Here is a 25,700-nt window from a genome sequence, read left to right on the forward strand (position 1 = left end):
CTATAGACGAAAAAAGGAGCCGAAGCTCCTAATATTCTGTTATTTTTTCTTTCCTTGCGGTTTTTGAGGTTCTCCACCTTTATGATGCATCCCCTTCAGCAACTCACGGTTAAAACGCATTTCAGCACGCTGTACTAAATATATCTTTTTGTTCGAAAGTATCTTCTTGAACTTCTCATAGTAAGTTTTCTCCAGACGGTTGGTAGCAATACGAGCATCGTATACACCTTCTAAAATCTCATTATATTGCGCTTCGGTCGTCTTTTCATCCCTTCCTTTTCGAAGTAAGTTCCATGCCTCATCATTCAGTTGCTTTTTGCGATCCTGTAATTCAAAATAAACAGGAAAGAATTTAGCGGCTTCTTCCTTAGTCAATCCGGCTTTCTCAGTGATATACGCTTTCTGCTTGGCGCGGAATTCGTCAGGAGACAAATGTTGATTACATCCGTCCATAGCCCATGACAAGGGGATGAAACTGCACATCACAATAAACAAAACAATCAGCTTTTTCATTTTCTTCTCATACAGTTAAGTTGTTACTCACATCACTCTGCACCGGCGTCTGTGAGATAGACATACAGCGAATAATCATCCAGCATGGAATTATCCAGCACAGCACTGATATATTCATCAGAAACAACTTCGGTTTCAGGTTCGTCCATCGCTATCCGGTTGTTAACAGGTGTACGGTCAGTAGAAGCAACGCGGATAATCAATGCTGCACCGGCAAACATGGCAGTCATATATACCCATGGCTTAATTCTCTCCCACTTCGTAGGTTCTCTCTTAATAATTGCAGGTGTTTCCTTTTCGGGAAGCCGGCTCATCACCTCTGAAGTAAGATTCTCAAAGTATCCGTCAGGAACACGGAAAACATTTTCCTTCCCTACCTTCTTCAATATGTTATCTTCTTCTTTCATAAGCTTTTTTCCTCTCTGTTAGGTTAGACTATGTTTTGGGGTAAAGGTTTAAAGCTCTCCCTCCAAAAACTTCTCGATTTTTTTCACGGCATGATGATAAGAGGCTTTCAGAGCGCCGACAGATGTACCGAAGATGTCGGACATCTCCTCGTATTTCATTTCCTGGTAATACTTTAAGTTGAATACCATACGTTGCTTTTCCGGCAGTGTAAGCAATGCTTTCTGTAGAGACTTCTGTGCTCGGTCTCCGGAGAAATAGGGATCGCTTTCCAGTTTCTGAAGTGCAGAAGCATCTTCATCATCGATAGAAACAGTAGTTACAGCGCGTTGTTTATTTAGGAAAGTCAAACATTCATTCAAAGCGATGCGATAGAGCCAGGTAGAAAGCTTCGCATCTCCACGGAAATAATCGATATTGGTCCATGCCTTAATGAACGTGTTCTGAAGTAAGTCATTGGCATCTTCATGCAAAAGCACCATACGACGGATCTGCCAGTATAATTGTTCGCTATATTGCGCAACAATCAACTCAAACCCTCGCTTTTGTGTACTTTCATCTTGTAGAAGCTCCAGCACTTCGCGTTCATTATAGGAAGGATTCATAAGTATCTATTCCGTTTTGTTTATTTGATTACCACTTTCCGCACGACATTCCCAATCTTAAAGATGTAATAACCTTTAGGCAAATTCACCTGAACGGTGACATCCGTAGAGTCAATGCGTATCGTGGTAAGTTTCACGCCTACAATATTGTAGACTTCCATCTGGGAGCCGGGTTCTGCATTCTGCACACGTACCCGGTTATCCACCGAAACAGTCAGCACAATAGTAGAAGACGGCTGCTCTTTCTGAGCCGTTTCCTGCTTCCGACCGTCCTGCGCCCATGCCACGGACTGCGACGAAAAAGTCAACAAAAAGAAAAAACAGTAGAGTAACTTTCTCATCTATAAGCCTATGTTTTCAGATTATTCCGTACAAATATACGGCATTCGGTTCGATAAAACAAAAAACAGACAGTTAAATGATAAATTAGGGGCTATGCCGCTAATTTAAGTTACGAGCTACGGGATACAAGATACAAGTACTTTGCAGCGTGAAAGTAGCTTTATTTCCCTCCTAAGAGAAGAATAAATTAAAATAGTTTTAACCATAAATAGCATACCGAAAGGCACTTGTAACTTGTAGCCCGTCACTAATTTAGTGCTATGCACTAAATTATACCTCTAGGCACAGCGTTTCCTTAGCCAGCACCGTCTCAGGGAAAACAGCCGAAGCTTCTTTAAGCAAAATATTCTCATCCTCATAACGGGCAGAGAAATGCCCGATCACCATTTTTTTCACTCCTGCTGCCTTGGCTATCTCTCCCGCCTGAGCAGCAGTAGTATGAAAAGTTTCTTTGGCACGAGGCAAATCCGCATTTGCAAAAGTGGCCTCATGGAATAGTAAATCTACTCCTTTTATTTGTTCTGCAATCTCAGGCATATAGATGGTATCCGAACAATAGGCATAACTACGCGGTGGATCAGACGGACGCGTCAATAAGGAATTGGAAACGATTTTGCCTTCCGGAGTCACATAATCTTCCCCATTCTTTATCCTATTCAACTCGTATACCGGCACTTCATAGAAGTCGACCATCTCCCGAATGATATGATTGGGGCGCTGCTTCTCTGCAAACAGAAAACCACAACAAGGCATACGATGACGCAATGGAATGGTAGTCACTGTCAGAGAACGATCTTCATAGATCATTCCAGGTTCTTTCGTCTCAAACTCATGGAAAAGAACCTGATACGTCATTTGCCGGCAAAAGAAACTTAGCATCGGAACAAATAGGGCTTCCAACCCTTTCGGTGAATGGATATGTAACTCAGCCGTGCGCCCCAGCAGATTAAGCGTGGATATCAATCCCAGCAAACCAAAGCAGTGATCTCCATGCAGATGAGAAATAAAAATATGATTCAAGCGGGAAAACTTCAGTCGGGACTTGCGGAATTGTAATTGCGATCCTTCTCCGCAGTCTATCATATAAAGTTTGTCACGCACATTCACCACTTGCGAAGTGGCAAAATGACGGGTAGTAGGCAGCGCAGAGCCGCAGCCCAGTATATGTAATTCAAATTTCTCCATAACACTGCAAAGATACGGAAATTCACCACAGAGGGCACAGAGAACATAGAGTTTTTTCTGCTTGATAAGAAGTACTCCGTGGCCTCCGTGTCCCCTATGATGAAAAAAGAAAAGGGTACCTGTAATAACAAGCACCCTTTACCTTATTTATTATATAGAAGTGATTACTTCTTTCCAGCTTCCATTTGCTCTTTCAAAGCAGCCAGAGCGTCGATGTCGCCCAAAGTAGTAGAAGCAGCCTGGTTTTGAATAGCCGGAGCGTCTTCTCTCTTATTGCCAGCCGGCTTCTTACCAGCAGCCTTCTTTTCAGCTCTTTCTTCTGCCTTTGCAGCATCTTCGAAGATACGGCTGTGAGAAAGGATGATACGCTTAGCATCTTTGTTGAACTCAATAACCTTGAATGACAGTTTCTCATCCATCTGAGCCTGAGAACCATCTTCCTTAACGAGGTGTTTCGGAGTAGCGAAACCTTCTACACCGTATGGCAGAGCAACAACAGCACCCTTATCCAGCATTTCGATGATAGTACCTTCGTGTACAGAACCTACAGTGAATACTGTTTCGAATACATCCCAGGGGTTTTCTTCAAGTTGCTTGTGGCCAAGGCTCAAGCGACGGTTTTCTTTGTCGATTTCCAGTACCTGAACTTCGATGTCTGCACCGATCTGAGTGAATTCAGAAGGATGCTTAACTTTCTTAGTCCAAGACAGGTCAGAGATGTGGATCAAACCGTCAACACCTTCTTCGATTTCAACAAATACACCGAAGTTAGTGAAGTTACGAACCTTAGCAGTGTGCTTAGAACCTACAGGATACTTCTCTTCGATAGTTTCCCACGGATCTTGTTTCAGTTGTTTGATACCCAAAGACATCTTACGTTCTTCACGGTCCAGAGTCAGAACTACAGCTTCAACTTCGTCACCTACCTTCATGAAGTCTTGTGCAGAACGCAAGTGTTGTGACCAAGACATTTCAGATACGTGGATCAAACCTTCAACGCCCGGAGCGATTTCGATGAATGCACCGTAGTCAGCCATAACCACTACTTTACCCTTCACCTTGTCGCCAACTTTCAGTTCAGCGCTAAGAGCATCCCAAGGATGCGGAGTGAGTTGCTTCAGACCGAGAGCGATACGCTTCTTCTCATCGTCGAAATCAAGGATAACAACGTTGAGCTTCTGATCGAGTTCAACCACTTCCTTCGGATCGCTTACGCGGCCCCAAGACAGGTCAGTGATGTGAATCAAACCGTCTACACCACCCAAGTCGATGAATACACCGTATGATGTGATATTCTTAACGGTACCCTCAAGAACTTGTCCTTTTTCAAGTTTACCGATAATTTCTTTCTTCTGTTGTTCCAGTTCAGCTTCGATAAGAGCCTTGTGAGAAACAACCACGTTCTTGAATTCCTGGTTGATCTTAACAACCTTGAATTCCATAGTTTTGCCAACGAATACATCGTAGTCGCGGATAGGTTTCACGTCGATCTGAGAACCCGGCAAGAAAGCTTCGATACCGAATACGTCTACGATCATACCACCCTTTGTGCGGCACTTGATGTAACCCTTGATAATTTCTTCGTTTTCCAAAGCAGCGTTCACACGATCCCAAGAGCGAGTAGCGCGAGCTTTACGGTGAGACAGAACCAACTGTCCTTTTTTGTCTTCCTGGTTTTCGATGTATACTTCTACAGTATCGCCGATCTTCAAGTCAGGATTGTAGCGGAATTCATTCAAAGGAATGATACCGTCTGATTTGTAACCGATGTTCACAACAACTTCACGTTTGTTCATCGCGATTACAGTTCCGTCAACTACCTCACGGTCGTTAACTTTGTTAAGCGTACTGTCGTAAGCCTTTTCCAACTCTTCGTGGCTGGCACCACCGAAGGTTTCGCCATTTTCATAAGCATCCCAGTTGAAGTCTTCAACAGGCGCTACATTTTTTAAGTTTTCCATTAAATAAAATAAGTTGTTTAATAATTAATTGAGTGAGACATTATATTAGCTCATAAATTCGGGCGCAAAGATAGTAGTATTTTCTTGAAGAGCAAAAAGTTCCATCTGTTATTTCTCGGTATTTTTACATCCGGCTCGTATAAAAATAGTGGGAACTCCGACCGAGTTATTTTGTATAGAGAACGAAACAAGGCAAAAACGTTCTGTAGGTGGTGCGTTTGCCACAAACAAACGGTCTAAATCCCACACGTTAATGAAGTAAATGCCACACGTCAATCCCCCAAATGCCACATGTTTCACCTGCTGAGCTATGGCATTTCACTTATTGAGTTGTGGCATTCGGGAAGCTAAGATGTGGCATTTCAAATGAAATGAAAAGGGAGGATACAAATAGAGGAGAAACAATGTCCCTCCTCTTATGCTAATTTAAAGTTGAATCTGAATTAAGATTACGAATACAAATATACGACATTGAAAAGCCGAAGTCAAGTATTCAGGTGTTTTTTTTGAAAGGGAAGTAGTCGCTGAAAGAGATACAATAGGGAAAGCATGAGAGTCATTTGCAAAAGATAAGACATTTCAAGCATTCTTCCTGATATACGCCAGCGCCGCCCCTATCGCCGTCCTGTATTCCGCATACTGTGGAATATGGAAACGCACCCCATATATCTTTTCCATATTTGGAAAAACCTCATGGCATTGCGGAAATTTAGTAAGATTACCGATCAAGACGAAATCTTTGACAGGACCATTCAGCGCAGACAACACAGCTGCACCACCTATCGTTTGCAGTACCATATAAATAATCCCTTTTGCAATATCTTCCTGCGAAGCGTTGCTATCCGCCTTTCCGAACAAAGAAGCAGTGGCATGCACCGGAAGATCCGGCAAAGGACGATTGCAAATATCTCCGATCTGTAAGTTTACGCGGGTAACGTCGCCTTTCTCGGCAATGGCTGCAATCTGCCTGAAATCATGCGTCTTCAGCAACAAGCGGGAAAGCCCCTGCAAAGTGCCTCCGCCAATAGCCATACCACCGATATGTTCTATCTTCTCCCCGCTGATTCTTACGAAAGAAGTGCCCGTTCCCATGCTTACCACAATCAACTGGTCAATATCTGTGGCATGACGTGCACCCAACCCATTGGCTATAAACTCATCGACCTTATCCGTGGGTAAACCATACAATGGACTATCTACAAATGCACTGCCCACACCTGTCAGCATCACTTGCTCTATATCCGAAAGCTGAATGCCGTTATCATAAATATACTTCCCGAAAGCCCCGAACAAAGAAGTAACCGGATCAGTCGCAGTGATAAACATCGGTGACTGTATCTGTTCTCCGTTGATTCCTACAATTTTTGTAGTACTTCCACCAACGTCTATTCCTATTACAATTCCCATAGTTTCAATATTGTATTCGGCTACAAAGGTACAAATTGTTTTATTGCAAACATGTATTCAGATTTTTTTTGCTCCGCACATCTATTTAGAGAAATTCATCTTGAAGAGCAGATTCCTCTGCTTCATTTTTCAGTCCCAAAGCCCTATCTTAACCCTGTCAAGTCCGTACCAAGTCCGTATCTGGTCCGTATAAAGGTACCTTTACTTGGGCTTGACACGGACTTGGTACGGACTTGATACGGAGAAGACGAATGTATCAGCATCAATGGCTGCAAACCTTCGTTATATCCACCGTAAATCCGTCAGCAGCAGGCATGAATTTTCCTTTTGCTTTCAGAAACTCTATCAATTTATCCGCATCCATATCTTCTGCCGAGCAAGTATAGAAATGCTGATGCTCACCGAATTTCTGGATGATTGCCTCTTTTAATGACGATTCCGAATAACTGTTGCCTTCCATCATGTGAAGGACTTCATGAGCATGTAACTGTTCCATAATCTATTTTTTCTGCAAAGATAGCACAGAGCACGGATTGAAGTTGTAACATTTGTGACACGAACCTATAAAAAATAAAGAAGCAAAGTTAAAAGCTCTTTTTTACCTCCCGATATACGTTTCGGGAAGTTTCTCCGTTTATAGAAAAGGTATGAGACATTTTTGGTTACTGACATCTCTTATAATACTATTCTCCACTCCCGCCCTTGCCCAGAAAGCGGTCAAGATAGGCGGAACGGTTACGGATGAAAATGGTAATCCGATTGAATTGGCAACAATACGATTGGAAGGGACAGCTATAAGCACAGTCAGCAACCTGAAAGGGAGATATTCGCTGAAATTCGAAAGCCGGGACAGTGTAACGGTCATCTTCTCCATGCTGGGATACCAGACTCGGAAACGAAAGTTAGTACGTCCGCAGGGAAATATCAGTCTGAACATAACCTTGCCCCCGATGAATTTTGAATTGGGCGAAGTGAGCGTAACAGAGCGCCGTCGGCAAACCGGAACCATCCAACAGATAGAAACCAAACAAAACCGCCTCGCCCCCGACGCTTCGGGCGGAAGCATAGAAGCCGTGATAGCCACACAGGCCGGAGTGAGTAGCAACAACGAACTCAGTTCGCAATACAACGTGCGCGGCGGTAGTTTCGACGAGAACATGGTGTACGTCAATGGCATTGAAATATACCGCCCCTTGCTGATCCGTTCCGGGCAACAGGAAGGATTGAGTTTCATCAATCCCGATATGGTGCAATCCGTCGGCTTCTCCACGGGAGGCTATGAGGCCAAGTACGGGGACAAGATGTCATCCGTGCTGGACATCACTTACAAGAAACCTGAACGATTGGAAGGAAGTGCCTCCGTCAGCCTGTTGGGAGCTTCGGCATACGTAGGAATTGCCACCAAAAAGCTAACCTGGACAAACGGCGTCCGTTATAAAACCAACCAATATTTGCTTGGCACGCTGGATACAAAAGGAGAATACGACCCACGTTATATCGACTATCAAACTTATCTGGACTGGACACCTTCGAAGCGTTGGGAAATAGGCGTCATCGGCAATATTTCAGAAAACCGCTATAACTTCCAGCCGGAAGACCGCTACACCCGCTTCGGTACTCTCAGCAATGTACGTGAGTTTAAAGTTTATTTTGAAGGACAGGAGAAAGATTTATTCCGCACCCTGTTCGGAACCGCCTACGCCACCTACCGGCTGAACGAACAAAACAGCCTGACCCTGCAAGTCTCTGCCTTCCACACGAAAGAACAGGAAACGTACGACATCACCGGGCAATACTGGCTGAACTCCCTGGACAGTGGAACGCAAGTAGACGGCACTACCAACGAAGAGGAAACTTCCGAAACCATCGGTGTGGGAACTTACATGGAACATGCCCGCAATCACCTTACCGCAGAAGTGCAAAGTTATTCCATCACAGGCCGCCACCGACTGAAAAGCCACTCCCTGCAATGGGGTGCGGAGTTCAAACGGGAGCGCATCAAAGACCGGATGCGCGAATGGGAAATGCGCGACTCTGCCGGATACTCCATGCCACAGACTTCCGAAGGACCGAAACTATTCTACACCCTCCGCTCACGCAATGAAACGGACAGCAAACGATACGGATTTTACCTGCAAGATACATACCGCTTCCGCTCCACCGCCGGACTATTCACCCTGACCGCCGGCATACGAGGCAGTTACTGGAACTGGAACAAAGAATTCATCTTCAGCCCGCGTGCGTCCCTGACTCTGATTCCGGCATTCAATGAGAAATTCACCCTGAGAGTAGCCGCCGGAGTCTATTACCAGGCACCGTTTTATAAAGAATTCCGGGATACTACCCAAGTTGACGGGATAGCTACCGTATCCCTGAACCGTGACATCCGTTCGCAGCGCTCCCTGCACTTCGTTACAGGCGGCGACTATAATTTCCGTGCCATGGAGCGCCCGTTCCGCTTCTCCATGGAAGTGTATTACAAAGCGTTGGGCAATCTCATCCCTTACAATATAGATAATGTACGGATCAGTTATTACGGACGCAACCTTTCCAAAGGTTACGCCACTGGTATCGACATGAAACTATTCGGTGAATTTGTTCCCGGAACAGATTCCTGGCTGAGCTTCTCCTTGATGAAAACTGAAGAAAAAATAAACGGACAATGGCTCCCCCGCCCTACCGACCAGCGCTACCGTCTTTCGCTCTATTTTACAGACTATTTTCCCGGTAGCCGCAAATGGAAAATGAACCTGAAAGGTACACTTGCAGGAGGTCTTCCCTTCGGTCCTCCACATAGCGGACGCGAGGCTGCCGTATTCCGTACATCCCCTTACCGACGTGTGGATATAGGTATGTCCCGCTGTATCATCGACCGTAGCGAACGCGAAAATAAGCGCGGCATCCGCAGCCTTTGGTTGGGAGTTGATATTTTCAATTTGCTAAATATCAGCAACGTCAACTCATATTATTGGGTAACAGACACCCGAAATAACCAGTTTGCAGTACCCAATTACCTGACATCCCGTCAGATTAATGTCCGACTGTTGCTCGACTTCTGAACAGAAGTCTAAAAAAAACTTTCTAAACTTCAAATATCCAATAATTAATTGACGAAAAATTTCTTTATTAAGCAAGAAATCTCTTTCTTTGTGCTGTTTTATGCCTTTAATTAAGACATTATACCAACATTAATAAATATAGTTATGAAGATTTCACACATTGAGCATCTGGGCATTGCCGTAAAGAGCATTGAAGAAGCCCTGCCGTATTACGAGAACGTATTGGGTCTGAAATGCTACAACATCGAAACTGTAGAAGACCAGAAAGTTAAAACCGCTTTTCTGAAAGTTGGTGACACTAAAATCGAACTACTCGAACCGACCTCTCCCGAAAGTACTATTGCTAAGTTCATCGAAAACAAAGGTGCAGGCGTTCATCACGTGGCATTTGCTATTGAAGACGGTGTAGCAAACGCATTAGCTGAAGTAGAAGCTGCAGGCGTTCGCTTAATCGACAAGGCTCCGCGCAAAGGTGCTGAAGGTCTGAACATTGCTTTCTTACACCCGAAATCAACACTGGGCGTATTGACAGAACTTTGCGAAAAGCCGGAATAATATGCATTAATTACGAATTTAGGAATGACGAATTACTTATTTTACAGGCAGTTCGTCATTTGTAATTCATAATTCACAATAAAAAAATAGTATTAACCCATTATATTTAATAAAATGAGTAATCAACTTGAAAAGATTAAAGAGCTTATAGATCGCCGCGCAGCTGCACGTCTGGGTGGTGGTGAAAAAGCGATTGCCAAACAGCATGAGAAAGGTAAATATACAGCTCGTGAGCGCATAGCCATGCTTCTCGACGAAGGTAGTTTCGAAGAAATGGATATGTTTGTAGAGCACAGATGTACCAACTTCGGTATGGAAAAGAAACACTATCCCGGTGATGGTGTTGTGACCGGTTGTGGTACTATCGATGGTCGTTTGGTTTATCTGTTCGCACAGGACTTTACAGTTTCTGCCGGTTCTTTGTCTGAAACGATGTCTCTGAAGATCTGTAAAATTATGGATCAGGCTATGAAAATGGGTGCTCCTTGTATCGGTATCAACGACTCGGGTGGTGCACGTATCCAGGAAGGTATCAACGCTTTGGCTGGTTATGCTGAAATCTTCCAGCGCAATATCCTGGCATCAGGTGTTATCCCGCAGATTTCAGGTATCTTCGGTCCTTGTGCCGGTGGTGCTGTTTACTCTCCTGCACTGACAGACTTCACGTTGATGATGGAAGGTACTTCTTATATGTTCCTTACCGGTCCGAAGGTAGTTAAGACTGTAACGGGTGAAGACGTAACTCAGGAAAATCTGGGTGGCGCAAGTGTTCACTCTACTAAATCAGGTGTAACTCACTTCACTGCCAAGACTGAAGAAGAAGGTTTGGCTTTGTTGCGTAAACTGTTGAGCTACATTCCTCAGAACAACCTGGAGGAAGCTCCTTACGTAGATTGCACCGATCCTATCGACCGTCTGGAAGATTCTCTGAATGAAATCATCCCCGATAGCCCGAACAAGCCGTACGACATGTACGAAGTAATTGCTGCTATCGTTGACAACGGTGAGTTCCTCGAAGTTCAGAAAGATTACTCAAAGAATATCATTATCGGTTTCGCGCGTTTCAACGGACAGTCCGTAGGTATCGTTGCCAACCAGCCGAAGTATCTGGCAGGTGTGCTCGACAGCAACGCATCCCGTAAGGGTGGCCGCTTCGTTCGTTTCTGCGATGCTTTCAATATTCCTATCGTTTCATTGGTAGACGTTCCGGGATTCCTTCCGGGGACAGGCCAGGAATACAATGGTGTAATTCTGCATGGTGCTAAGTTGCTGTATGCTTACGGTGAAGCTACTGTACCTAAGGTAACAGTAACATTGCGTAAGTCTTACGGTGGTTCACACATCGTAATGAGCTGTAAGCAACTCCGTGGTGACATGAACTACGCATGGCCTACGGCTGAAATCGCTGTAATGGGTGGTGCCGGTGCCGTTGAGGTATTGTATGCCCGCGAAGCTAAGGAACAGGAAAATCCTGCTCAATTCCTGGCAGAAAAAGAAGCTGAATACACCAAGTTGTTTGCTAATCCTTACAATGCAGCTAAGTATGGTTACATCGATGATGTGATTGAACCGCGTAACACACGTTTCCGCATTATCCGCGCCTTGCAACAGTTGCAGACTAAGAAATTGACTAATCCGGCTAAGAAGCATGGTAATATTCCTTTGTAATCAGGCTTTTAACACTAAAAACAAGAACGATTATGAACAAAACAAAAATCGGAATATTCTTTACCTTGCTGCTGGTGTTAGGTGTATGCTCTTCCTGCGGAGAGAAAAGATCGAACAATAAGCTGCTGCTGAATGAAGTACTGATTACCAACGAAGGTAATTATCAGGACGACTACGGTTTGCACAGCGCATGGATTGAAATATTCAATAGATCGTATGGTAGTGCCGACCTCGCAGCATGCTTATTAAGGGCAAGCAGCCAACCCGGTGACACTACTACTTACTTCATCCCCAAAGGTGATGTATTGACATTGGTAAAACCACGTCAGCACTCATTATTCTGGGCAGATGGAGAACCAAGACGTGGTACATTCCATACAAACTTCACATTGGACCCAGAAAAAGAGAACTGGATCGGCTTATTTGATTCTGGCCGTAATTTGATTGATCAAGTTACTATCCCTGCCGGAGTATTGAAGACCAATCAATCTTACGGACGTGTAAGCGATGCTGCTTCTCAATGGGAAGTTAAAGACGGTAGTGCAGAGAAATACGTAACTCCGAGTACTAACAACAAAACCATCGACAGCAATGCCAAGATGGAGAAATTCGAAGAGCATGACAGCAATGGTATCGGTATGTCTATTTCTGCCATGAGTGTAGTATTTTGCGGTTTGATCCTGCTTTTCATTGCTTTCAAGATTGTTGGCAAAGCATCTGTAAGCCTTAGCAAGCGTAATGCAATGAAGGCTAAAGGTATTACTGACAAGCAGGAAGCCAAAGAAAAGAAACTGGGCGAAGCTCCGGGAGAGATATTTGCTGCCATTGCCATGGCCATGCACGAGATGCAAAGCGATGTACACGATGTGGAAGACACCGTTCTTACTATCACCCGTGTAAAACGCAGCTATTCACCATGGAGTTCGAAGATTTACACATTACGTGAAACTCCTCTGAAAAAGTAACCACCTATAAATTGATAAAACGATGAAAGAATATAAATATAAAATCAACGGTAATACATATAAAGTTACCATTGGAGATATCAATGAAAATATCGCTCATGTAGAAGTGAACGGTACCCCCTACAAGGTAGAAATGGAAAAGGCACCTAAAGTGGTTGTTAAACCGGTAACCCGTCCTACCACTCCGGCTCCTGCTCCGACCCCGGTAGTGAAACCGGCTGCTCCTTCTACAGGCAAATCAGGTGTAAAATCTCCGCTTCCCGGTGTTATCCTCGACATCAAAGTCAATGTAGGTGATACAGTGAAGAAAGGACAAACGATTATTATCCTTGAGGCTATGAAGATGGAGAACAATATCAATGCCGACAAAGACGGTAAAATCACTGCAATCAACGTAAGTAAAGGAGATTCCGTTCTCGAAGGTAATGACCTTGTAATTATTGAATAATATGGGAGAATTTATCACATTTTTAGGAAACAACCTTGCCGACTTCTGGACGTACACGGGCTTTGCCAATGCAACGGCAGGTCATGTCACTATGATCCTGATAGGTTTGTTCTTCATATACTTGGCAGTAGCCAAGGAATTTGAGCCGATGCTGCTGATTCCCATCGGATTCGGTATGCTGATCGGTAATATCCCCTTTAACATGGAAGCCGGATTGAAAGTCGGCATCTATGAGGAAGGTTCTGTGCTCAACATCCTGTACCAAGGAGTAACCTCCGGTTGGTATCCGCCACTCATCTTCTTGGGCATCGGTGCTATGACGGACTTCTCGTCTCTGATATCCAATCCTAAATTGTTACTGATTGGTGCTGCTGCTCAGTTTGGTATCTTTGGTGCTTACATGATTGCTTTGGAAATAGGTTTCGATCCTATGCAAGCCGGTGCAATCGGTATCATCGGTGGTGCTGACGGTCCGACGGCTATCTTCCTTTCATCCAAGCTGGCTCCTAACCTGATGGGTGCGATTGCGGTATCAGCCTATTCGTACATGGCGTTGGTACCGGTAATCCAGCCGCCTATCATGCGCCTGTTGACTAACAAGCACGAACGTCTGATCCGTATGAAACCACCGCGCGTAGTTTCTCACACGGAGAAAGTAATCTTCCCGATTATCGGTTTGTTGCTGACTTGTTTCCTCGTTCCGTCCGGTCTGCCTTTGTTGGGTATGCTGTTCTTCGGTAACCTGTTGAAAGAAAGTGGTGTAACCCGTCGTTTAGCTGAAACGGCACGTGGTCCGCTGATTGATACAATCACTATCTTATTAGGTTTGACAGTAGGTGCTTCTACTCAGGCTTCTGAATTCCTGACGCTTGACTCTATCAAGATCTTCGGTCTGGGTGCATTATCATTCGTGATTGCTACCGCTTCAGGTGTCATCTTCGTGAAGATATTCAACCTCTTCCTGAAGAAGGATAATAAGATTAATCCGTTGATCGGTAATGCAGGTGTATCTGCCGTACCTGATTCGGCACGTATCTCTCAGGTAGTAGGTCTGGAATATGATCCTACAAACTACCTGCTGATGCACGCCATGGGTCCGAACGTTGCAGGTGTAATCGGTTCAGCAGTGGCTGCCGGTATCTTGCTGGGATTCTTGATGTAAAAGACAAGTGCGTTGAATGGTATCTTTACCATTCAAAACATCCGCTATATTTTAGCGCTCCTTCGTCTGAAGGGGCGCTATTTTTATTCGTTAATCTATCTAAAAGAAACTACGAATATTTCGTAAAGTAAATCTTTTTAGTAACTTGCAGCCAATTAAGCAATACTTTAAAGATAAAAAGACTATGCGGAAACTCTTTATTCTACTCTTTTTCAGTGCCTCCTCATTGCTGATGGCACAAAATACCAACCCTATTCAGGAAGCAATGGCAAACTATGATTATGAGACGGCATTGACGCTTATAGATAAGGAAACGCCGACTATTCCCTTACTCTATCAAAAAGGGAAGGCTCTAAAAAGTCTTGGTAATAACAGGGAAGCACTTCAAGTATACGAGGAAGTCATATTGCAAGATTCTCTGAATCCACGAGCTTATATTGAAGCAGCAGAGTGCTGCAAGTCATTATTAAAAAACAAACAAGCATTGAAATATTACCAAAAGGCAGTGGACCTGAATCCGGATAATAAATATGCCCGTATTCAATACATTACTCTATTACTGAATCAGCGGAAATTCGATGAAGCATTGGGAGAGAGCAGTCTACTTACAGAAACAGATAGCTCGGCTGTTGCGTTACACCTACAAGCTCAAAGTTTTGAAGGGGTAGATGACATTTTAGCAGCATTAGGATGCTATGAAAACATACAGGAGAAATATCCCAACGATTTTCTGGCTGCTGCCAAAGCAGCAAGACTACACATCGAAGGAGCATTTTATAATTATGCTATCGAAGCTACCGAAAAATACCGCCAAATAGACAGTACAAACGTTGTTGTAAACCAACAAAATGCATTGGCATACTGCCTGATGAAAGATTATCAGACCGCAATACAGAGATACGAACAGTTACTAAGCCTAGGGGACAGTACATTTACCACCTGTTATTATTTAGGAGTCAGTTATTATGCAGTAGAAAAGTTTTATGAAGCACATGATATACTGGAAGTAGCTCGCCAATATGATAAGCGTAATGTGAATCTGCTATATTATTTAGGACGTTCCTGTTCCAAAACGTCATGGAAGGATCAAGGAGTTGCATATCTGGAAGAAGCTGTGGCATATGCTACCCCACCCGATAGCGCTATGGTACGCCTCTATGTCGGCCTCACAGACTGCTATAAAATGGCACTAATGCCTAAAGAGCAAATCAAAACGATGCAAGACAGATATGATAAATATGATATAGAAAATCATAAGCTCTTGTATGACATGGCATATGTTTACCAATATCAGTTGAAAGATAAAAAGAATACAGAACGTTGTCTGGAGGCTTTCCTTAAAACGCGTCCCAAAAACAGCAGTGAGCAACCCGAAACAGATGATAAAGGAAATGTAATATTAGGATTAAGTACTTATTATGGTGCGGCCGAAACTTGGCTGAAAGATCTTCGCGAGAAAAAGAAAGTGGATGACTTCTTTCAGGGGAAAGTGATGGCAGTACCAACAAATACGAAAAAGACAGAAACTTCCAGAGACACAGTAAAGAAGTGAAAACGTTTGCATAACATTATAAAGTATATAATAGCGGAGTAGCGGCAGCTTTCTCCGCTATTTGCTTATATTAGCACCAAAATACGGATATAATAACGAAAAGCTAATATCATGAAAAAATTATTCCTTATCCTGGGAACGTTTTTACTTTCCCTTAGTACTTATGCAGCTATGAACGTAAACAAAATCGACCCTCCGTTTTGGTACGCTGGAATGCGAAATCCCGAACTCCAACTTATGGTCTACGGTGAAGACATCGGTAACTCTTCCGTTACTGTCAACTATCCCGGCGTTTCTTTGAGCAGCACTGTCAAGCTGGAAAGCCCGAACTACCTGATTGTCTACCTGAGACTGGAGAAAGATGTGAAACCCGGTAAAGTAGCTCTCACTTTTGCACAAGGCAAAAAGAAAATCGTCAAAGAGTATGAACTGAAAGCACGCGGCAAGAAAAGCTGTGAACATACAGGTTTTGATGCTTCCGACGCCCTCTACCTGTTGATGCCCGACCGTTTCGCAAACGGCAACCCGGACAATGACCAAATCCCCGGCATGGCCGAATACAAAGTAGACCGCAATGATCCAAACGCCCGCCATGGTGGTGACCTTGCAGGTATTGAGCAAAATCTGGATTACTTCTCCGACCTGGGTGTAACTGCCCTTTGGTTCACTCCGGTACTGGAAAACAATATGACTGGTGGTTCGTACCACGGCTATGCTACTACCGATTACTATAAAGTTGATCCACGTTTCGGTACCAATGAAGAGTATCAGCAACTGATATCCAAATGCCACGACCGCGGTATCAAGATTGTAATGGATATGATCTTCAACCACTGCGGTGTAGAGCATCCATGGATTAAAGATATGCCATCTAAAGACTGGTTCAACAATCCCGATCATGAAAAGAACTTCGTGCAGACTTCTTTCAAACTGACTCCGCACGTTGATCCTTATACTTCACAATACGATTTCGATCAGATGAACGACGGTTGGTTTGTTACCGCTATGCCGGACCTTAACCAAAAGAATCCGCACGTATATCGCTACCTTGTACAGAACAGCTTCTGGTGGATTGAGTACGCCAATATCGACGGTATCCGCATGGACACTTATCCGTATGCCGACTATGACGCCATGAGCAACTGGATGAAAGAGCTGAACGAAGAATACCCCAACTACAACACCGTAGGCGAAACCTGGGTTACCGAACCGGCTTATACAGCCTGGTGGCAAATGGATTCCAAACTCTCTGCCCCGAAGAACAGCAACCTGAAAACCGTTATGGACTTTAGCTTCTTCGATAAAATCAACACTGCCAAGAACGAGCAGACCGAAACATGGTTCAAAGGTCTGGATCGCGTATACAATAACTTCGTATACGACTTCCTCTACCCCAACCCGGCTTCCGTACTGGCATTTATCGAAAACCATGATACCGACCGCTTCCTGGGTGAAGGCAACAATCTGCCAATGCTGAAACAAGCTTCTACCCTGCTACTTACCACCCGCCGTATTCCGCAACTCTACTATGGTACGGAAATCATGATGAACGGTGTGAAGAGCAAGAGTGACGGATACGTTCGTAAGGACTTCCCCGGTGGATGGACTGGCGATACAGAAACTGCACTGACAGCCGCAGGACGCAGCAAGATACAGAACGAGTGTTATAACTTCTACAAGACCTTATTGAACTGGCGTAAAGGAAACGATGTTATTGCCAAAGGTAACATGGTGCAATTCATGGTACAGAATGGTGTTTATGCCTATGCCCGCCAGCACGAAGGTAAAACCGTATTCGTAATGTTGAATGGTACAGATGCCGAAACTACTGTTCCTTTGAAATTCTACAAAGAAATATTGAAAGATTCCAAACAAGGAAAAGATATTCTCAGCGGAAAGACAGTTACATTCGGTGAATCACTGACAATGGGACCAAGAGAATCATTGGTTATCGAATTATAAATCGTATTTCAATTATAACAGAAGGGTATAGAAATTAGCTTTCTATGCCCTTTCTTTATTCATAAAAGTATATTCTCTAATCTTTCTTCCAAATCTCCCCTCACAAATATTAGTCAAACATTTGACTAATTTCGATAAAAAGCTCTACCTTTGCACCCGAAAAATAAAAAGCAACGTAGCAATGGAGAATTACAATTCATCCCGAGGGCTAATCTTACAAATACTGAAGACCCGCATGGCATTCCGCCAAGCTCTGCAACGCGTATTGAAACGCAATAACATAGATATCACCTTTGAAATGTTACAAGTACTGAGTTCCCTGTGGCAGGAGCAAGGAATCAGCCAGCAGGCATTAGCCGAAAAGACAGCCAAAGACAAAGCCTGCATGACTAATCTGATGGCAAACCTCGAAAAGAAAGGCTGGATCATGCGCCAGGAAGACCCCAACGATCGCCGTAACCGACTTGTGTACCTCACTCCCGCAGGAGAAGAGATATCCGACCGTGTACGCCCTCTCATCAAGGATTTTTATACCCAGACGGGCCAACTGATGGGAATAGAGAACCTAAACGCATGTTCCAATCAACTAGAGACACTCTATGAGATATTCAACCAGTTCTAATTTTCTTCGCCTCTTGCTCATTCACATACTTGCTGTAGCTCCGCTGTGGCTAACCGCTCAGGAGAATGCGCATCTATTATCCGTAGACGAACTTTTCCGTCTGGGCACAGAAAACAGTCTTCAACTTAAAAAGAGCAAACTACAAGAGGTTATTTATAACGACCAAAAGAAGTCTGCATACACAGACCGATTGCCAGATATCCAAGTAGGTGCCAGCGCCGGAATCATAGGCCAGCCCGTCATCTTTCAGCGGGGACTTTCACATCCCGTGCGCCCCGAAACGCCGGACTGGTCACAAAACTATAACATCAACCTGACGCAACCCCTCTACCAGGGAGGAAAAATACAAGCCAAAATACATCAGGCCGAACTTAAAAAGCAAATAGCCGCCCTGAACAGTGCCGACAACGAAGCCGAAATCAAGCTGATACTGCTGCAACAGTACATGACGCTTTTCAGTTACTACAAGCAGCGGGAAGTGCTGGCACGCAACATCGAAGAGTCCGAACACCGACTGAAAGATATCCGCCGGATGAAAAAAGAAGGCATAGTCACCCGCAATGATGAAATCCGCAGTGAACTGCAACTGACCGTTGCCCGTACGCAGGCCATTTACACTTACTATGAATTACAGCGAACCTGTGGCATGCTTTAATGCTTCATTTTTTAATTATTAATTTACAATTGTAGTCTATGTCCGAATTACAAAAGAAACATAAGCAACTGAAGAGATTAAGAATAAGGAATATCACCCTCAATACGGTATGTATCCTCCTTGCACTAGCGGGAATTTCATGGACGATCAATTACTTCTGGAAATACGTTCATTACGAAATCACCAATGATGCCGTAGTAGACCAGTATATAGCTCCGCTCAATATCCGCGCTTCGGGTTATATCAAGGAAGTCCGCTTCACGGAGCACCAACCTGTACATGCCGGAGACACCCTTCTCATTCTTGACAACCGGGAATATCTCATCAAAGTAAAGGATGCGGAAGCTGCCCTGATGGATGCGAAAGGTGCAAAAGACGTATTAAGCTCCGGCATTCAGACCTCGCAAGTAAATGTAGCCATTCAGGAAGCCAACATTGCAGAAACCAAGGCCAAGCTCTGGCAGCAGGAACAGGACTATCGCCGCTATGCCAACCTGCTTGCCGAAGAATCCGTCAGCCAGCAACAGTATGAACAGGTAAAAACCGCCTACGAAGCAACGAAAGCACGCTATCAGGCCCTGCTGCAACAAAAGGAAGCGGCAAAATCCCAATACTCCGAAACAAGCAAGAAATCCACTGGCATCAAGGCGAATATCCTCCGCAAAGAAGCAGATCTGGATATGGCAAAATTGAATCTCTCTTATACGATAGTCACCGCTCCTTACGATGGATATATGGGGCACCGTACCCTCGAACCGGGACAATTCGTACAAGCTGGGCAAACCATCTCCTATCTTATACGGGGCAACGACAAATGGATCACCGCCAACTACAAAGAAACGCAGATTTCCCACATCTACATCGGGCAGAAAGTACGCATCAAGGTCGATGCTTTCCGCGGGCATATCTTTCACGGCACAGTTACCGCCATATCCGAAGCAACCGGTTCCAAGTACGCCCTGGTTCCGACTGATAACTCCGCCGGCAACTTCGTCAAAGTACAGCAACGCATTCCCGTTCGCATCGAGCTGGACGACGCCAGCCCCGAAGAGATGAAAAGCCTCCGCGCAGGCATGATGGTAGAAACCGAAGCACTGAGAAAATAAGGAAGTCCGCTGATGGTAAAACTGAACCTTCCACTCCGTCCCTGGGTACCGCAATGGCTGGGTATTGTCACTATGTTCGTGCTGATGTTCCCTATCATTATGCTCAACGGAACCTATACGGGAAGCATGCTGGAAGTCAGCAGTACCCTCGGAATACTCAGCGAAGACATCACAATGGGGTATTATGCGGCAGCGGCAGGTATGGCGGTAGCTTATCCCATCATTCCTAAGATTCGTGCGATTGCCACTCCTAAGACGATGCTGCTTACCGATCTGATCCTGCAAATCTTTCTCAGCTACGTCTGCGCCCAGGTTGGCAATATGGACATCACCATTATATGCAGCTTCTTCATCGGCTTCCTGAAAGCCTTCATCATGTTAGAGTTTATTATTCAGGTACGCCCGTTCTTTAGTCCGAAGAATGTGCGTAGCGAGTTCTACGCCTACTTCTACCCCATCGTATTCTCCGGCGGACAAATATCCATGGCGCTGACATCACAATTGGCCTATTACTATCAGTGGCAATACATGTATTACTTTACAATCCTCCTGATGCTGATTGCCATTATCTTTATCCTGTTGTTTTTCCGGTATGCCAAGCGCCCCATGCGCATCCCTTACAAAGAAATCGACGGAAGAAGCATGTTTATCATAGCCGCTACATTGCTTTTCAGCATTTACATATTTACCTACGGAAAGACATTAGATTGGTTCTCCTCTCCCAAAATACGGATTTATACGATTGCCATCCCCATACTGATTTACCTTTTTATCCACCGGCAACGGACACAGGAGAAGCCATACGTCAGTCTGAAACCACTCCATCACCATAAATCCATCATCGGATACACTTTCATGGTACTGGTCATGTTTTTCAGTGCCAGCAGTTCCCTGATTACCAATTACCTGAACAGCATTATCCGCGTAGACAGCGTGCATGCCAATTCGCTCAGCCTGGTGCTTATACCGGGATTCATTGTGGGAGCCATTATATGTTTCTGGTGGTTCAGATGGCAGCGATGGCGGTTCCGCTATCTCATTTCCGGAGGAATGTTCTGCTACGTCATCTATCTGGTCATCCTCTACTTCGGCATCACGCCCTACTCCACTTACGAAATGCTTTACTTTCCTGTTTTCCTCCGCGGACTGGGGATGATGACTCTTTTCATAGCCTTCGGTGTATATGTAGTAGAAGATTTGGACCCTAAGCTCATGCTGTCTAACGCTTTCTTTCTGATATCCCTTCGCTCTGTACTGGCTCCGGCAATATCCGCTTCGTTTTTCAGTAACCTGCTCTATTACTTACAAATTAAGGGGATGAATACCCTTTCCGAACACATGACGCTCACTAATCCACTGGCTTCCTCCCGCTATGCGCAAGCCATGAACAGTGCCTTGGCGCAGGGACATGGATACGATGAAGCCAGCCAGTTAGCCGCCAATAACTTTTATTCCACGCTTCAGCAACAGAGTCTGCTACTGGGCATCAAGACTGTAATCGGCTATCTGCTGATTGCCGCATTGGTTATCGCAGTGGTTTCCGCTTTCATCCCTTTCCATAAGACTCTGAAAGTGGCTGTGGTGAAGACGGGAGACGATATGGTATAAAGATTATAGTGGCCTCATAAGCATAAATTAAGATTTATATCAAGCCTTTGGCTAAGTTCAATCGAATCAGGGTAAAGGTTTTAAGAGATAATTGGAGACCTTTCTCAAAGATTTAGTATTTTTGGCAGCTGTAATAAACCGTTAAACTATCGAAGCCTGCATATTACTATCGTAGAGAATAGTAATTGCGCTACATACAGAAATTGCTGAGGCAAAAAGTAAATTAACAAAATGCTTCATTATCACGAAAGTAAAGCTATAAAATAATCAATTTGAATACCTGTTATGACTACAGAAAATAAAATAAAGTATTTTGAAAATCGAGAAGATTGGAGAAAGTGGTTAATGGACAACTTTGAAACCTCCTGTGAAATATGGTTTGTATTTCCCTATAAGTCATCAGGTAAAAAAGGTATTTTATACAATGATGCTGTTGAAGAAGCCCTTTGCTTCGATTGGATTGACAGCACAACAAAACCACTTGACAAAGATCATAAAATTCAGCGTTTCACACCCAGAAATCCTAAAAGTACTTACTCACAAGCCAACAAAGAAAGACTTAAATGACTATTGGAAAATAAAATGATACACCCAAAATTTGAAGATAAAACGCGAAGCATTTTATCTGAGCCTTTCATTTTTCCCAATGATATAATTGATAAATTGAAAGAAGATGAAACGGTATGGAAAAACTATCAGCCATTTTCCGAAGCATATAAACGAATCCGAATAGCGTACATCGAAGCCGCAAGAAAACGTCCTGAAGAATTTGAGAAGCGGTTAAATAACTTCATTAGCAAAACAAAAGAAAACAAAACGATTATAGGATTTGGCGGAATTGAAAAATACTATTAATCAAAAGATTAGCATCATAAATAGAAAAACGATTTAAAATGAGGGCCGAAACACTTGACTTCACCTTTCTGACATAGAAAAGGCTGCCCTTTTTCAAGAGCAGCCTTCTATTCAGTCTAAAATTCCGTGGATTATTCAGCCAATTTACCGTCTGAACCAAGCACGTTGATGATCTTATGCATGTACATCTTTTCCATGTTGTCACGAGCCGGGCCAAGATACTTACGCGGGTCAAACTCAGCCGGTTTTTCTGCGAATACCTTACGGATAGCAGCAGTCATAGCCAGACGAGAGTCTGAGTCGATGTTGATCTTGCAAACTGCAGACTTAGCAGCCTTACGCAGTTCTTCTTCAGGAATACCGATAGCAGCTTCCAGCTTGCCACCAAACTTGTTGATAGTTTCAACTTCTTCCTGAGGAACTGAAGAAGATCCGTGCAATACGATGGGGAATCCCGGAAGTTTCTCCATTACAGCGTCCAATACTTCGAATGCCAAAGGAGGAGGTACCAAACGACCAGTCTTCGGATCTACGTGGCATTGTTCGGGTTTGAACTTGTATGCACCGTGAGAAGTACCGATAGAAATAGCCAAAGAGTCACAACCTGTGCGAGTAGCAAAGTCGATTACTTCTTCAGGGTCAGTATAAGTATGATGTTCAGCAGAAACTTCGTCTTCTACACCAGCCAATACACCAAGTTCGCCTTCTACAGTTACATCAAATTGATGAGCGTAGTCAACTACCTTCTTCGTCAAAGCAACGTTTTCTTCGTAAGGTAGGTGAGAACCGTCGATCATAACTGAAGAGAAACCCATATCGATACAAGACTTGCAAGTTTCGAATGTATCTCCGTGGTCGAGGTGAAGAACGATTTCAGGGTGTTTGCAACCCAGTTCCTTTGCATATTCTACAGCACCTTCTGCCATGTAACGCAACAATGTCTGGTTAGCATATTGACGGGCACCTTTAGATACTTGGAGGATTACCGGAGATTTGGTTTCAACAGCAGCCTTTACAATAGCCTGCAACTGTTCCATATTATTAAAGTTGAAAGCCGGGATAGCATATCCACCTTTAATAGCTTTCGCAAACATTTCTCTTGTGTTTACGAGCCCTAAATCTTTGTAATTAATCATTTTGTTTAAAGTTTATTGTTAGTGAATAAAAATTCTACGCAAAAGTAAGCATTATCCTTTAAATGGAAGAACAGGTTGGGAATAAATTATCGTATTATCCCCATTGAAACAATTCCATTTTAAAGCTATTGGATGATTTTAACAGAATATTGTAATCTCTATGTTACAAACTCTTTTCATCTGTAGCCTTCATCAGCCTCTTCTGCATACCTTTATATAGATAACAAAAAAAACGGAAAGCAAGTTTAGCTTCCCGGTCTTCGTTTACACATTATTATATATTACTTTTTCAAATAAATGATAGTGGGTAAATGGTCGCTGTAGCCATTCAACCAAACACGTCCGCCGTGCGTGCGCAAGGGAGAGCCTTTGTACTTGCCATCCTGCTGAAAAAGGTATTCACGGATAAAGACTTCATTATGATCGTACTTCAAACCTTTCTTGGCTTTCAGCAAAGGACGAGAGACCACAATCTGGTCGAACAAGTTCCACTTGCCACGATAGAGCAATGTTCCCACACCTTTATCTTCAAGGGTTTCCCACCAGGGATTATAGAATTCGCCTTTTTTCACCTGCTTCGCATACTTGCGTGCACCCAGTGTCACCATGCTTTCGTCCATGGGATCGTCATTCATATCCCCCATGACTATCAGCTTCAGTTTCTTGTCCGTACGCATCAGGGAATCTGCCAATGCCCGTACCTGCTTGGCTGCATGTACACGCACCGGAGACTTAGCTCCACGGGAAGGCCAGTGATTGACGATGAAACAAACGCGTTCGCCTGCCATCTGTCCGTCTACAATAAGGAAGCCACGCGTCAGGTGCACAGTGTCTCCCTCAAAAGGAGTGGAAAGCACCAGTTTGGAATTGGTAACAGTGAATTGTTCCGGATCATAAAGCAAAGCGCAATCAATGCCCCGTTTATCCGGACCTTCGTAATGCACGAATTTATAGTTGGATATAGCCGGCTGGCTTACCAAATCTGTCAGTACCCGGTTGTTTTCAGCTTCGGCTACACCGATAACGGCGGGTCCTCCCGGTACGCGATCGCGCGACACTTCACTCAGGACTTTGGCAAGGTTCTTCAACTTGGCCTCATACTTCTCAGCCGTCCATACATAACTGCCGGAAGGCAAAAATTCAAGGTCGTTCTTACCTGCATCATGAATCGTATCAAACAGGTTCTCAAGATTATAAAACGCAACACTATACAGATCCCGCTCGTTCTGCTGGGCATCTGCTGTAGTGACGCAGAGCCATAGGGAAATTAAGAAAAGTAGCTTCTTCATGCTGAATATAAATTAAAATACCATGCAAAAATCTGAAATAAAAAGCGATAAACCTATTTTTTGAGGGAACTTTTTTCTAATTCAGAGAAATGCACTGCCTTTAAACAAAGGTAGACTGCACCTTAAGCAAAAATAAATCTGAATTTATTTTGTATTATCTGCGACTTGCACTATCTTTGCGCTCTGAAAAATAAGACCATTACACTATTTATTACCAAAATAGTAACCGAATATAATAATTAAAAAAACAAATATTGAAATGAAAAAAGGTATTCATCCTGAAAATTACCGTCCGGTAGTATTCAAAGATATGTCTAATGGTGACATGTTCTTGTCTCGTTCAACCGTAAATACGAAAGAAACCATCGAGTTTGAAGGTGAAACTTATCCGTTAGTAAAGATGGAAATCTCTAACACTTCTCACCCGTTCTATACTGGTAAATCTACATTGGTGGATACAGCTGGTCGCGTTGATAAGTTCATGAGCCGCTACGGTGACCGTAAAAAGAAATAATTCTGCTTCATGAAAGCAAAAAAAAGGGAGATTTTGAAAAAAGTCTCCCTTTTTTATATACGTACATACACAAATACTGGCAAATTTCTCTATATTTGTATCTCAAAAAAGATTTCCAAAATAGCA

Annotated in this window: 23 protein-coding genes and 1 pseudogene; 14 read left to right on the top strand and 10 right to left on the bottom strand. The window is 43.8% G+C overall.

All coding sequences use genetic code 11. The annotated features are described in order from the left end of the window. Positions 1–39: 39 nt before the first annotated feature. The 8 genes from BACINT_RS19280 to BACINT_RS19315 form a co-directional block, all read right to left on the bottom strand. Positions 40–513 (bottom strand): hypothetical protein, encoded by a 474-nt coding sequence (locus tag BACINT_RS19280; RefSeq protein ID WP_007212921.1) that lies wholly within the window; start codon positions 511–513, stop codon positions 40–42. Positions 514–545: 32 nt separating this feature from the next. Further along, positions 546–920: a hypothetical protein gene (locus BACINT_RS19285; protein WP_007666243.1), complete on the bottom strand. Its 375-nt coding sequence runs from the start codon at positions 918–920 to the stop codon at positions 546–548. 48 nt (positions 921–968) lie between these two features. Next, the gene (locus tag BACINT_RS19290) at positions 969–1,523 is read right to left on the bottom strand and encodes an RNA polymerase sigma factor (protein ID WP_007666246.1); all 555 of its coding nucleotides are present in this window, start codon (positions 1,521–1,523) and stop codon (positions 969–971) included. Positions 1,524–1,543: 20 nt separating this feature from the next. Further along, positions 1,544–1,864: a T9SS type A sorting domain-containing protein gene (locus BACINT_RS19295; RefSeq protein WP_007666249.1), complete on the bottom strand. Its 321-nt coding sequence runs from the start codon at positions 1,862–1,864 to the stop codon at positions 1,544–1,546. A gap of 271 nt (positions 1,865–2,135) precedes the next feature. Beyond that, positions 2,136–3,050, bottom strand: a complete 915-nt coding sequence (locus tag BACINT_RS19300) for a ribonuclease Z (RefSeq protein ID WP_044155372.1) — start codon at positions 3,048–3,050, stop codon at positions 2,136–2,138. 164 nt (positions 3,051–3,214) lie between these two features. Further along, positions 3,215–5,011 carry a 30S ribosomal protein S1 gene (gene rpsA / locus BACINT_RS19305; protein WP_007212914.1) on the bottom strand — a complete coding sequence of 599 codons (1,797 nt, stop codon included), beginning with the start codon at positions 5,009–5,011 and terminating at the stop codon, positions 3,215–3,217. 579 nt (positions 5,012–5,590) lie between these two features. After that, the gene (gene coaW, locus BACINT_RS19310) at positions 5,591–6,418 is read right to left on the bottom strand and encodes a type II pantothenate kinase (protein ID WP_007666255.1); all 828 of its coding nucleotides are present in this window, start codon (positions 6,416–6,418) and stop codon (positions 5,591–5,593) included. 262 nt (positions 6,419–6,680) lie between these two features. Next, positions 6,681–6,914, bottom strand: a complete 234-nt coding sequence (locus BACINT_RS19315) for a YecH family metal-binding protein (RefSeq protein ID WP_007666258.1) — start codon at positions 6,912–6,914, stop codon at positions 6,681–6,683. Between the two features lie 151 nt (positions 6,915–7,065). Here BACINT_RS19315 and BACINT_RS19320 point away from each other — a divergent pair, with 151 nt between their 5' ends. The 13 genes and pseudogenes from BACINT_RS19320 (at position 7,066) to BACINT_RS19380 (ending at position 22,635) form a co-directional block, all read left to right on the top strand. Further along, a complete protein-coding gene (locus BACINT_RS19320; protein WP_007666261.1) occupies positions 7,066–9,477 on the top strand; it encodes a TonB-dependent receptor in 2,412 nt (803 codons plus the stop codon). 144 nt (positions 9,478–9,621) lie between these two features. After that, the gene (mce, locus tag BACINT_RS19325; protein WP_007212904.1) at positions 9,622–10,032 is read left to right on the top strand and encodes a methylmalonyl-CoA epimerase; all 411 of its coding nucleotides are present in this window, start codon (positions 9,622–9,624) and stop codon (positions 10,030–10,032) included. A gap of 114 nt (positions 10,033–10,146) precedes the next feature. Further along, positions 10,147–11,700 carry an acyl-CoA carboxylase subunit beta gene (locus BACINT_RS19330; protein WP_007666264.1) on the top strand — a complete coding sequence of 518 codons (1,554 nt, stop codon included), beginning with the start codon at positions 10,147–10,149 and terminating at the stop codon, positions 11,698–11,700. 32 nt (positions 11,701–11,732) lie between these two features. Beyond that, on the top strand, positions 11,733–12,665 hold the full coding sequence (locus tag BACINT_RS19335; RefSeq protein ID WP_007666265.1) for an OadG family transporter subunit: 933 nt from the start codon (positions 11,733–11,735) through the stop codon (positions 12,663–12,665). A 22-nt stretch (positions 12,666–12,687) separates the two neighbouring features. Beyond that, positions 12,688–13,113: a biotin/lipoyl-containing protein gene (locus BACINT_RS19340; protein ID WP_007666267.1), complete on the top strand. Its 426-nt coding sequence runs from the start codon at positions 12,688–12,690 to the stop codon at positions 13,111–13,113. Position 13,114: 1 nt separating this feature from the next. Continuing rightward, a complete protein-coding gene (locus BACINT_RS19345; RefSeq protein WP_007666269.1) occupies positions 13,115–14,275 on the top strand; it encodes a sodium ion-translocating decarboxylase subunit beta in 1,161 nt (386 codons plus the stop codon). 184 nt (positions 14,276–14,459) lie between these two features. Beyond that, entirely contained in the window at positions 14,460–15,827 is a 1,368-nt protein-coding gene (locus BACINT_RS19350) for a tetratricopeptide repeat protein (RefSeq protein ID WP_021967662.1), read from the top strand. Between the two features lie 111 nt (positions 15,828–15,938). Continuing rightward, complete coding sequence (locus BACINT_RS19355) at positions 15,939–17,789, top strand: glycoside hydrolase family 13 protein (protein ID WP_007666272.1); 1,851 nt, start codon at positions 15,939–15,941, stop codon at positions 17,787–17,789. A gap of 181 nt (positions 17,790–17,970) precedes the next feature. Then, positions 17,971–18,411 (top strand): MarR family winged helix-turn-helix transcriptional regulator, encoded by a 441-nt coding sequence (locus BACINT_RS19360; protein WP_007666278.1) that lies wholly within the window; start codon positions 17,971–17,973, stop codon positions 18,409–18,411. After that, positions 18,389–19,066, top strand: coding sequence for a TolC family protein (locus BACINT_RS19365; protein WP_007666281.1), 678 nt, complete (start codon positions 18,389–18,391; stop codon positions 19,064–19,066). Before BACINT_RS19360 ends, BACINT_RS19365 begins: the two co-directional genes overlap by 23 nt. A gap of 38 nt (positions 19,067–19,104) precedes the next feature. Further along, positions 19,105–20,172 carry an HlyD family secretion protein gene (locus BACINT_RS19370; protein ID WP_007666282.1) on the top strand — a complete coding sequence of 356 codons (1,068 nt, stop codon included), beginning with the start codon at positions 19,105–19,107 and terminating at the stop codon, positions 20,170–20,172. 12 nt (positions 20,173–20,184) lie between these two features. After that, the gene (locus BACINT_RS19375; RefSeq protein WP_007666283.1) at positions 20,185–21,780 is read left to right on the top strand and encodes an MFS transporter; all 1,596 of its coding nucleotides are present in this window, start codon (positions 20,185–20,187) and stop codon (positions 21,778–21,780) included. Between the two features lie 285 nt (positions 21,781–22,065). Further along, positions 22,066–22,635, top strand: a pseudogene (locus BACINT_RS19380) (YdeI/OmpD-associated family protein). 131 nt (positions 22,636–22,766) lie between these two features. Here BACINT_RS19380 and BACINT_RS19385 read toward each other — a convergent pair. Beyond that, on the bottom strand, positions 22,767–23,771 hold the full coding sequence (locus tag BACINT_RS19385) for a class II fructose-bisphosphate aldolase (protein WP_007212863.1): 1,005 nt from the start codon (positions 23,769–23,771) through the stop codon (positions 22,767–22,769). A 281-nt stretch (positions 23,772–24,052) separates the two neighbouring features. Then, positions 24,053–25,060 carry an endonuclease/exonuclease/phosphatase family protein gene (locus tag BACINT_RS19390; protein WP_007666286.1) on the bottom strand — a complete coding sequence of 336 codons (1,008 nt, stop codon included), beginning with the start codon at positions 25,058–25,060 and terminating at the stop codon, positions 24,053–24,055. A 259-nt stretch (positions 25,061–25,319) separates the two neighbouring features. Between BACINT_RS19390 and BACINT_RS19395 the strand changes: the two genes are divergently transcribed. Further along, the gene (locus tag BACINT_RS19395; RefSeq protein WP_007212861.1) at positions 25,320–25,574 is read left to right on the top strand and encodes a type B 50S ribosomal protein L31; all 255 of its coding nucleotides are present in this window, start codon (positions 25,320–25,322) and stop codon (positions 25,572–25,574) included. Positions 25,575–25,700 lie beyond the last annotated feature (126 nt).

This window comes from Bacteroides intestinalis DSM 17393 (assembly GCF_000172175.1).
Taxonomy (GTDB): domain Bacteria; phylum Bacteroidota; class Bacteroidia; order Bacteroidales; family Bacteroidaceae; genus Bacteroides; species Bacteroides intestinalis.